The organism is uncultured Virgibacillus sp., assembly GCF_947495635.1.
Taxonomy (GTDB): Bacteria; Bacillota; Bacilli; order Bacillales; family Amphibacillaceae; genus Virgibacillus; species Virgibacillus salarius.
On the sequence record NZ_CANMAB010000120.1, the window covers coordinates 1 to 11,423 of the forward strand.

Genomic DNA, 11,423 nt, shown 5'->3' on the forward strand with positions numbered 1-11,423 from the left:
TTCTCTTTGAATGATATAAAGTAAACGGGAGAAAAACGGAGTAATTCTGAGATAATTTTAATTTATAGAGGGAGGTGAATGATCTAACACGTACATTTTACAGCAATGTCAGTCTAAAAAAGGAATGTTTATATCGCTTTGTCTCTCCGACAGTCTTTTATAAACATTCCTAAGCATACTTCGCTAGAAAAGCGACTGTCTTTTCTCACAGAATCCTCTATAATCCCTTTCCTTAGAAGAGTGGTTTATCCTCAAACCACTCTTTTTACATTGATTTGTACTGATACATACTTGAAGTGGAACATATTCCCTTGATAATTCATTTGAAAAACAGAAGAGATACAAGAATTTTCATCTAAGAACTGTGCAATGTCAGTAGTTGTCATCTTTCTTTAGAAAGTGTTATTATTGATAAAAGACGCTAATTCTTTACGTACGATAATTATAGTATAAAATCAGATAGAAAATCTTATTTAAGATAGATATTGAGGTGCATGTATAATGGCTGGAATATTAAAGAAAATTTTTGGTGATGGAACGCAAAGACAATTGAATCGGCTGCAAAAAACAGTGGATAAAATAGAGGCATTAGAACCAGAAATGGAAAAGTTAACTGATCAGGAGCTACAAGAAAAAACAGAAGCGTTTAAAGAAAGGTATCAAAATGGAGAAACTTTAGACGATATGCTTGTAGAAGCATATGCAGTGGTTCGTGAAGGATCTAAACGTGTACTAGGAATGCGACCTTTCCAAACGCAGTTAATGGGTGCTATTGCTTTGCATGAAGGTAACATTGCTGAGATGAAAACCGGGGAAGGAAAAACATTAGCTTCTACCATGCCTGCATACTTAAATGCACTTTCTGGTAAAGGTGTTCATATAATTACAGTCAATGATTATTTGGCAAGTCGTGACGCGCAGGAGATGGGAGAGCTCTATCAATTTTTAGGACTAACAGTTGGGCTTAATGGAAATGGATTATCAAAAGAACAAAAAAGGGAAGCGTATAATCAGGATATTACCTATGGTACGAACAATGAATATGGTTTTGATTACTTGAGAGATAATATGGTCCTTTACAAGGAGCAAATGGTACAACGTCCTTTGAATTTTGCAATTATTGATGAGGTTGACTCGATATTAATAGATGAAGCACGAACACCTTTAATTATTTCCGGTTCAGCTAAGAAGTCTGCGTCACTTTATCAGCAAGCGAATAGCTTTGTAAGTACACTTTCCAAGGAAGGTGATTATACCTACGATGAAAAAACAAAGGGGGTACAACTTACAGAGGAAGGGATAAATAAAGCGGAAAGCTATTTTTCGATTGAGAACTTGTTTGATTTAAACAATGTATCATTAACGCATCATATTAATCAGGCTCTGAAGGCTCATGTTTCGATGCATCGTGATGATGACTATGTGGTAGAAGAAGGCGAAGTAGTTATTGTAGACCAATTCACTGGTCGATTAATGAAAGGTCGTCGTTATAGTGATGGCTTACATCAAGCAATAGAAGCGAAAGAAGGATTACAAATTCAAAACGAGAGTATGACGCTTGCGTCTATTACCTTTCAAAACTTCTTCCGAATGTATAATAAATTGGCAGGTATGACTGGTACGGCGAAAACGGAGGAGGAAGAGTTCAGAAACATCTATAATATGGATGTTATTGCTATTCCGACAAATAAACCGATTATCCGTGACGATCGAGCTGATTTGATTTATAAATCCATGCAAGGTAAGTTTCAAGCAGTTGTAGAGGAAATAAAAGAACGTCACTTAACAGGACAGCCAGTATTAGTTGGTACTGTTGCTGTTGAAACTTCTGAGTTAATATCAAAATTATTGAAGAAGGCTGGCGTGAAACATGATGTATTAAATGCTAAAAATCACTTTCGCGAAGCAGAGATAATAGAGAATGCTGGACAAAAGGGAGCCGTAACCATTGCTACTAATATGGCTGGACGCGGAACCGATATTAAGTTAGGTGAAGGTGTTGTTGATCTTGGAGGACTCGCTGTTATTGGTACGGAACGTCATGAATCACGTCGTATCGATAATCAGTTACGTGGACGTTCTGGACGACAAGGTGATCCAGGGATGTCTCAATTCTACCTATCCATGGAAGATGAGTTAATGCGTCGATTTGGCTCTGATAATTTGAAATCGATGATGGAGCGACTCGGAATGGAAGATTCACAGCCAATTGAAAGTAAAATGGTATCTCGTGCTGTTGAATCAGCTCAGAAACGAGTGGAAGGGAATAACTTTGATGCACGTAAAACAGTCCTATCTTATGACGATGTTTTACGAGAACAAAGAGAAATTATTTATAAGCAACGCTTTGATGTTATTGAATCTGAAACAGAATTACGAGAGATTATTGAGAACATGATTATTTCAACACTTGAACGTGTTGTAGCAACACATACGCAGGATGATGATGAGGATAATTGGGATTATAAGGCGATTGTTGAATATGTACAAGGTAGCCTCCTAGATCAAGATCAAATTGCTGTAGATGATTTAAAAGGAAAAGATCCAGAGGAAATCAATGAATGGATTATGGAGAGAGTGAGAGCTCGCTATGATCAAAAAGAACAAGAACTAACAGAAGAACAAATGCGCGAGTTTGAAAAAGTAATTCTCTTAAGAACGGTTGATACGAAATGGATGGATCATATTGATCAAATGGATCAATTACGTCAAGGAATTCATTTACGTGCATATGGACAGAATGATCCGTTACGTGAATATCAACTTGAAGGCTTCTCAATGTTTGAAGCAATGATCGAAAATATTAACGAAGAAGTTGCCAAGTACATTATGAAAGCTGAAATTAGAGATAATCTGCAACGGCAGGAAGTTGTGAAAAATACACAGGCAGTTTCCGGCAGTCAGGAAGAGAAAAAGAAAACACGTAAGCCATTTGTAAAACAACAGGATATTGGTCGTAATGACCCTTGTCCGTGCGGCAGTGGTAAAAAATATAAAAATTGCCATGGGAAATAGTGAAATGGATAAAGCACTCCGCTGAAACCAGTGGAGTGTTTTATTGCCAAATACAAATTGAGGTGATTAGGATGGAATTAGTTGAAATAAGAAATGAATTAGACCAAATGAGTAAGCGAATTAATGATTTTAGGGGGTCTCTTTGACTTAGACGAAAAAACTCAACGTATTAAAGAGTTAGAATTAAAAATGGCTGCTCCATCATTCTGGGATGACCAAGAAACAGCACAAAAAGTCATTAGTGAGGTTAATGGTTTAAAGGAATATGTGAATAAATTTGAGGAATTAGAAGAGTTTCTTGACAATTTAGAGGTATCCTATGAGTTAGTAAAGGAAGAAAATGATGCAGAGTTATTTGAGGATCTTACAAAGGATCTCCATGAACTGCGCATACAAATGAACAATTTTGAGCTACAACTTCTTTTAAGTGAGCCGTATGATGCTAATAATGCGATTCTGGAGCTACACCCAGGCGCTGGTGGAACAGAGTCTCAGGATTGGGCGAGCATGCTATTAAGAATGTATCAACGCTGGGCAGAAACAAAAAACTTCAAAGTAGAAATGTTAGATTACTTAGCCGGTGAGGAAGCGGGATTGAAAAGCGTTACGTTATTAATTAAAGGTCACAATGCTTACGGTTATTTAAAGGCTGAAAAAGGTGTACACCGATTGGTACGAATATCACCATTTGATTCTTCAGGGCGCCGCCACACATCCTTTGTGTCCTGTGATGTAACGCCAGAAATGACCGAGGATGTAGATATTGAAATGAAATCAGAAGATATTAAGGTAGATACGTATCGAGCGAGTGGTGCAGGAGGGCAGCATGTTAATACTACTGATTCAGCTGTGCGTATTACCCATTTACCTACAAATGTAATCGTGACGTGTCAAAATGAGCGCTCACAGATAAAAAACAGAGAAGCTGCGATGAAAATGTTAAAATCGAAATTATATCAATTGGAAATTGAAAAACAACAGCAGGAATTAGCCGAAATTCGTGGCGAGCAAATGGAAATTGGCTGGGGAAGTCAAATTCGCTCCTATGTTTTTCATCCGTATTCTATGGTAAAGGATCACCGTACAAATGTAGAAGTAGGAAATACACAAGGTGTAATGGACGGAGAGATTGATCCATTTATTGATGCTTATTTAAGATATCAGATGAAATAAAATAAGTAAGAAATCACCTGTAGATAATTAGAGCTTAGAAAAATGCTGCAAATAGCTGTTATTAGCAATAATTTCATGAAATGGACACAAATGGTCTTAGTCCGTATGGCAATTGCTTTCTAGCCTTTTTCGTGTTATTTAATGTTGGTATAAAGGGTTTTAAAACCCACATAATGGGTTATAATAAAACTGTTAAGCCATTACAATATTTTTGATAGGGGGATTTAGGCTATGAAAAAGTGGTTATTAACAATGCTTTTCGGTACTGCACTTGTGCTCGGTGCATGTGGCGGTGGGGACGATAATGCTTCTGAAGAGCCAGCTGATAACGGGGATACTGGCACAGAAGAGCCATCAGATTCAGAAGGTGGAGCTGTAGATACCGCTGCTGCTGAAGATGTATTCAAAAGTAATTGTGCTTCCTGCCACGGCGCTGATTTATCAGGTGGGAATGGCCCTGATCTAACACAGGTTGGTTCGAAGCTTTCCTCAGATGAAATTGCCGACATAATTAAAAATGGTAAAGGATCTATGCCTGCTGGCATGGCATCTGGAGATGACGTACAATTACTTGCAGATTGGTTAGCTCAAAAAAAATAATGTATGATTAAAAGGCTTGTCTGATTGAAGATATTCAGTAGACAAGCTTTTTATTTTGACTTCAATAACTATCCTTCGACAAAAAAAGCTTTAAAAACAGAATCCTTCTCGAAACCACCCCCTGCTTCTCAAAACAATTAACGTATATATATAGATAGCGCAACCGTTAAATGATACTAGGTCTGAAGTGAGTTGAAATTCAGTTTAATTTATGAAAATAGGTATTTTCCCTCATATTTCCACTTGATTTTCGCCTAAAAACCCACTTATTTATTTAAAATATGACAAAATATTTCAATAAACTACGACTTTTGAAATATAAATGTAATAATTTTATGTCTAAAAATCCTGGCGAAAGATGTTATAATGATGGAGTATCACTTACATATGATTAATTAAAAATGGAAGCGTGTATTGTTATGAATTCTAAAAAAAAGAGGCACACATCTAAGAATGACAACTAAAAGATAAAGGTGATTGCATTATGATATTAATGAAAGACGTATATAAAACATATGCCAATGGTGTAACAGCACTTAATGGTATAAATGTCGATATTAAGCAAGGCGAATTCGTCTATATTGTAGGACCAAGCGGTGCTGGGAAATCAACATTTATAAGATTAATGTACCGGGAAGTCAGGCCAACTAAAGGTTCCATCTACATAAACGATGTTAACGTAAATGAAATAAAAGAAAAAAGAGTTCCCCTGTTACGTAGGGATATTGGAGTTGTATTCCAAGACTTTAAATTACTCCCAAAACTAACAGTCTATGAAAATATTGCTTTTGCATTAGAAGTAATAGAGCAGCCCCCAAGTTTGATTCGAAAACGAGTGATGGATGTTCTAGAGCTTGTTGGTCTTAAAAATAAGGCTCGGTTCATTCCTGATGAACTTTCAGGTGGTGAACAGCAGCGCGTTTCTATAGCTAGAGCTATTGTAAACCATCCCAAAATTGTGATTGCTGACGAACCAACAGGGAATTTAGATCCAGATACGTCCTGGGGCATCATGAAAATTTTAGAAGAAATCAATGATCGTGGAACAACGGTAATTATGGCTACACATAGTAAGGAAATTGTTAATACTTTCAAAAACCGTGTAATTGCCATTGAAGATGGATTAATCGCAAGAGATGAACACCGAGGTGATTACGGCTATGAAAATTAGAACATTAATGCGTCATATACGTGAAGGGTTTAAAAATATTGGACGAAATGGTTGGATGACGATCGCATCAGTTGGTGCTGTAACAACTACGTTGATTTTAGTTGGTGCTTTTTTAGCGCTAATGATGAACTTAAATCAGATGGCTGACAATATCGAGGACGATGTTGAGATTAATGCCTTGATAGATTTGACTATAAACCAACAAGAGATACAGCAACTAGGTAACGAGATTAAGCAGATTGATGGTGTAGATTCAGTTGTTTTCTCATCTAAGGATGATGAGTTAAATAAATTAATTGACAGCATGGGTGAAAATGGTCAAACGTGGCAAATGTTTGAACAGGATAATCCTTTAAACCATGTTTACATTGTACGAACAGCAGATCCTCAGGATACTGCTCCGGTCGCAAAGAAGATTTCAGAGCTTAAAGGCGTTCAAGAGGTTAATTATGGTCAAGGTGTTGTAGAAAAGCTTTTTGAATTTAATAAATACGCACGATCAATCGGATTGGTCTTAATTGTAGGCTTGTTATTTACAGCTATTTTTCTTATTTCCAACACGATTAAAATTACAATTATGGCACGTAGTAAGGAAATTGGCATTATGAAACTAGTTGGTGCAACCAACGGCTTTATCAGATGGCCGTTTTTTATCGAAGGGATGTTGCTCGGAATATTAGGATCAATTATACCAATTGCCATTGTGCTTTCAGGCTATTATTACTTAGCTAATACAGTGAGCCAGCGTATTCACTACAGCTTCGTTGAAATTTTGCCATATAATCCATTCGCGATACAGCTATCGTTGATTATTTTAGCCATTGGTGCAGTCATTGGTGTATGGGGAAGTGTTATGAGTGTACGTAAATTCTTAAAGGTTTAGTTTGTGCGTGTGTCATTTGTAAGGAGCCATTTTGGAGCATTGTTTGAAATTTATACAGAGGGAAAGGGGAATATTTGAATGAAGAAAGTAATACCATCTTTGCTGACGGTCATTTTAGTAAGCACATCACTATCCTTCTATACTAGCCCAGTGTCAGCTGAGTCAACAGACGAGCTCGATAAAAAGATAAGTGACTTGGAAAAGGAACAAAAGGAACTCGAAAAAGAGCAAAGCGAATTAAATCGTGATAAAAAAGAAACGGAAGAAAAAATTGATAAAAATTTAAACAAGCAGGATTCGGTAGAAGCTGATATAAATTCAATTGACCAAAAGCTTTCCAATACTAGGAATAAAATTGAAAATAAAGAAAATGAGATTTCTACGACAAATAAAAAGATTGAGGATTTAAAGAGCCAAATTGAAAAGTTAAAAGAAGAAATTGTACTATTGAAAGAACGCATAAAAAAACGTGAACAGTTACTGAAAGACCGCCTACGTAATATACAAAAGAATGGCGGTAACATGAAATACATAGAGGTTATTCTTGGTTCGCAAAGCTTCGGTGATTTTATTAGTCGCTCTTCAGCGGTAAACACAATTATGGATCAAGACAAAACAATAATGGAAGCACAAACTGCTGATAAATTGGCCTTAGAAAAAAACAAGGCGGACATTGAGAATAAGAAAAGTGAAGTAGAAGATCGTAAGCTAGCATTAGAGGATCAGAAATCAGAGCTAGTTGCTTTGAAATCGCAACTTAACAAGCAAATGTCTGAGAAAGAAACGATGATGGCTTCACTAGAAAAAGAACATGAAGATTTAGAAGAATATAAAGTGAGTGTGCAAGAAGAAAAAGAGATACTTGCTGCACAAGCGTCAGCTGTGGAAAAAGCAAAGCAGGTAGCGGAGAACGAAAAGAGTAAGTTAGCACAATTAGCTAAGGAGAAGGAAAAACAAAAAAAGGCAACCACTAATTCTTCTTCTGGTAATTCTCAGTCTTCTGTTAGCTCAGGCTCTGGTGGATCAGGTGGAGGAAGCGGTATCTTTATTTGGCCAGCAGCTGGTTATAAAACCTCTGATTATGGATATAGAGTCCACCCTATAACAGGTAAGAAAAAGTTACATGCTGGTATGGATATTGGAGCATCTATAGGCACACCATTAAAAGCTGCTGCTTCAGGTGTCGTTATTAGAGCGGGTGTTATGAGTGGATATGGTAATACCATTATGATTACCCATAACATTGACGGTACAACCTATACAACATTATATGCACATTTAAGCAGTATATCCGTTTCAGCTGGACAGGTTGTTAGCCAAGGTCAGCAAATTGGGGCAACAGGGAACTCTGGTGCATCGACTGGACCACATTTACATTTTGAGGTACATGTTGGTGGCTGGAATGCTGCAAAAAGTAATTCTGTAAACCCATTAAATTACTTAAATTAATTGCAAAGGCTGTTTTCTAAAGATTGTTAGTGTATACGAAAATAATAGCAGTGGATTAAAATGAGCAATTGTAAGTATTAGAAAAAGGCATCATCCTTTATGGTATGATGTCTTTTTCTGCTCTTTCGTTGTATAATTACATAAAAAGCGTAGTAAAACCATAGTCATAAGAGAAAGATAGTGGTATGCTTTTTAATATTACATGTTATTTTGATTAAAATAGTTGGGGTGAAATAATGAATTTAAGAAAGATACATATAGTACTACTTCTCGTTTGTGCATTACTTTTAGGACTTGGAGGCGGCTATGCTGGTGTAAAGCTTGCTCAGTCTAATAATAATGACGCACAAGATAATAAAGCGATAACTGAAAATATAGAGGGGGCTAAAGAGACAAATACCCCAAAGGAAATGAACAAAGTAGGTCAAGCGTTTAATCTTATAAAAGAAAATTATTTAGAGGATGTAGATGATCAGCAATTAATTGAAGGAGCAATTCAAGGGATGCTGACATCATTAGAGGATCCGTATAGTTCGTATATGGACGTGGAGACAATGAAGCAATTTAATGAGCAAATTGAGTCTTCGTTCGAAGGTATTGGTGCGGAAGTAAGTATGGTGAATGATACAGTAACCATTGTGGCCCCAATTAAAGATTCACCAGCGGAAAAAGCTGGCCTAAGACCTAACGACCAAGTGCTTCAAGTAGATGGGGAAAGTTTAGATGGGTTAAATCTTAATGAAGCGGTGGCTAAGATTCGCGGTGAAAAAGGGTCTAAAGTTGAGCTAGAAATACAGCGTGCTGGAGTTTCTGAACCATTTAATGTGACAATTACACGAGACACTATTCCAGTTGAAACCGTTTATAGCAAAACGGAAACAGTAGATGGAAAGAAAACGGGTATTATCGAAATAACCAATTTTTCTGAGCGTACAGCTGATGAATTTACAGAACAGCTAGATAAGATGGAAAAGGATGGAATTAAAGGGCTGGTTATTGATGTCCGAGGAAATCCAGGCGGTTTATTAGATGTCGTGGAGGATATATTAAAACAATTCGTCCCAAATGATATGCCTTACGTTCAAGTAGAAGATCAAAATGGAGAAAAATCTCCTTCATATTCTGAACTTGAGGAGAGAAAAGAGTATCCAATTAGTGTATTAATTGATGAGGGAAGTGCATCAGCATCTGAAATTTTGGCAGTTGCTATGAAAGAAATGGGCTATGATGTAGTTGGTCAAACAAGTTTTGGTAAAGGTACCGTTCAGCAAGCAGTTCCATTGGGCGATGGAAGTACCATCAAATTAACATTTTTTAAATGGCTCTCCCCTGAAGGCAATTGGATTCATGAAAAAGGGGTAAAACCTACCATTGAAGCAAAGCAAGCAGATTATTATTATACAAATCCCGTACAGATTGAAGAGCCACTGACTCTTGATCATACAGGAGATAATATTAAGAATGTGCAGATTATGTTAAAAGGATTAGGTTATGATCCTGGAAGAATAGATGGCTATTTTAGTGAAAAAACGGAAGAAGCTGTTAAAGATTTTCAATCTGCCAATGATGTGAGTTCAACTGGTAAGGTAGATGAAAAAACGGCAGGATTAATCGAAACAGCGGTTGTTGATAAAATAAGAAATGGTGAAGACGATAAGCAGTTAGAAAAAGCTTTAGCAGAAATATACGAATAATAGTAATCCGCGGGTATTACTCGCGGATTTTCCAATCAAGCAGGAAGTCATTCCCTTGATGTCGAATAAATGAAATAGTACATCGTTGCATAGAGAAGGTGAGTATATTGTTGGAAGCTTGGTTCATTGAAATCGTTAAGGGGATTGGAAGGGTCCTTCTAAATCCATTATTATATTGGGCCATATTATTAGTTTTTCTTGCAGGGAAAAAGAGAATTAGAAGAGAGAGAATGGATTTTGGGATAAAGATATTTGATATGTTCTCTGAGTGGAAGGGCACATGGCTTTATTCTATTCTATTAGGACTAATTGTGTCAGCTATAACTATTGGGCTAGGGGTTGTTTTTTCATATACAACGATCCTGCTATTTTGTATCATAACAATTCTTGTCAGTATTACTGGGAGATTCACATTACTTTCTGCAAGCTATACACTGGGAATTTCCTATTTCGTACTCCTATTCCTTCCAACTGTAATGGAGAAGCAAAAGATAGTCTCAGCCGAATTATTTTCTACTATTAATTACCAAGGATTAGTTATCTTAATAGGTATATTCCTTGTTGCTGAAAGCATTCTCTTATTAAAGGCACGCAAAGGCAAAACCTATCCAGAACTTGTTCAAGGTAGCCGAGGGGGGTGGATGGGACAGCATCATATAAAAAAGCTGGCTGTGATTCCTTTTTTCATACTTATACCAACAGGCTTAATAACCTCTTTTGCTCCATATTGGCCCTATTTTACAATAGGGGAGCAGTCCTTTAGCTTAATATTGATTCCTTTTATCATTGGATTTGATCATATTGTTCGAGGTAACGATCCCATGGTTTCGGCTGGTAAATTGGCGAAATCCATGATGATTCTCAGTTTCCTTGTGCTTCTAACTGCATGGGGAAGTAGCTATTATTCATGGCTTTCCTTGGCAGGAGTAATTGTAGGAATAGCTGGAAGAGAGTATCTAAATTATCGACATCGTACGAAAGATCATGAACGATCAGGCTTTTTTCAACCTACTGATAAGGGGCTAAAAGTTTTGTCTGTTATTCCTAATTCTCCAGCAGATCGTTTAGATATATTAGCTGGAGAATCAATTGCGAGAGTAAATGGAAATAAAGTTGTCAGTATTACGGAGTTCTATGAGGCGCTACAGAAAAGCGGTGCTTTCTTTAAATTAGAAATAATTGATCGAGCCGGTGAGAAGCGTTTTCTGCAAGGCGCTTTATATGAAGGGGATCATCATGAATTAGGGATTATCTTTACTTCCAGCCCGCATCGTAGAATTAAACAAAACAAAATAGGATATGGAAGTTAGAAGGACAAACTGCTTGAAGATGGCTATCCCATCCCAAGGCAGTTTTTTTAATAAGTTAAGAAAGTATAAAATCAGTGCAATGACTGCGTTAAGCGAAGTAGTTATTTTGAAATGTTTGATGTATATTG

The 11,423-nt window shown here is 36.8% G+C and carries 8 protein-coding genes; all 8 read left to right on the forward strand.

The window, feature by feature from the left end; all coding sequences use genetic code 11:
* The first annotated feature begins 501 nt into the window (after positions 1 to 501).
* On the forward strand, positions 502 to 3,015 hold the full coding sequence (secA, locus tag Q1A47_RS18320) for a preprotein translocase subunit SecA (RefSeq protein WP_026682013.1): 2,514 nt from the start codon (positions 502 to 504) through the stop codon (positions 3,013 to 3,015).
* A gap of 71 nt (positions 3,016 to 3,086) precedes the next feature.
* A protein-coding gene (gene prfB / locus Q1A47_RS18325; protein WP_121605677.1) for a peptide chain release factor 2 occupies positions 3,087 to 4,188 on the forward strand; the annotation gives its coding sequence in 2 pieces (ribosomal slippage) (positions 3,087 to 3,158 and positions 3,160 to 4,188; 1,101 coding nt in all).
* 231 nt (positions 4,189 to 4,419) lie between these two features.
* Positions 4,420 to 4,788 (forward strand): cytochrome c551, encoded by a 369-nt coding sequence (gene cccB / locus Q1A47_RS18330; RefSeq protein WP_166530823.1) that lies wholly within the window; start codon positions 4,420 to 4,422, stop codon positions 4,786 to 4,788.
* 484 nt (positions 4,789 to 5,272) lie between these two features.
* Positions 5,273 to 5,959, forward strand: a complete 687-nt coding sequence (ftsE, locus tag Q1A47_RS18335; RefSeq protein ID WP_026682010.1) for a cell division ATP-binding protein FtsE — start codon at positions 5,273 to 5,275, stop codon at positions 5,957 to 5,959.
* Complete coding sequence (ftsX, locus tag Q1A47_RS18340; protein ID WP_026682009.1) at positions 5,949 to 6,842, forward strand: permease-like cell division protein FtsX; 894 nt, start codon at positions 5,949 to 5,951, stop codon at positions 6,840 to 6,842. Before ftsE ends, ftsX begins: the two co-directional genes overlap by 11 nt.
* A 78-nt stretch (positions 6,843 to 6,920) precedes the next feature.
* Positions 6,921 to 8,291 (forward strand): murein hydrolase activator EnvC, encoded by a 1,371-nt coding sequence (locus Q1A47_RS18345; RefSeq protein ID WP_166530822.1) that lies wholly within the window; start codon positions 6,921 to 6,923, stop codon positions 8,289 to 8,291.
* Positions 8,292 to 8,527: 236 nt separating this feature from the next.
* Positions 8,528 to 9,985, forward strand: a complete 1,458-nt coding sequence (locus Q1A47_RS18350) for a S41 family peptidase (RefSeq protein WP_121605675.1) — start codon at positions 8,528 to 8,530, stop codon at positions 9,983 to 9,985.
* Between the two features lie 110 nt (positions 9,986 to 10,095).
* Positions 10,096 to 11,295 carry a PDZ domain-containing protein gene (locus tag Q1A47_RS18355; protein WP_240455768.1) on the forward strand — a complete coding sequence of 400 codons (1,200 nt, stop codon included), beginning with the start codon at positions 10,096 to 10,098 and terminating at the stop codon, positions 11,293 to 11,295.
* Positions 11,296 to 11,423: the final 128 nt, after the last annotated feature.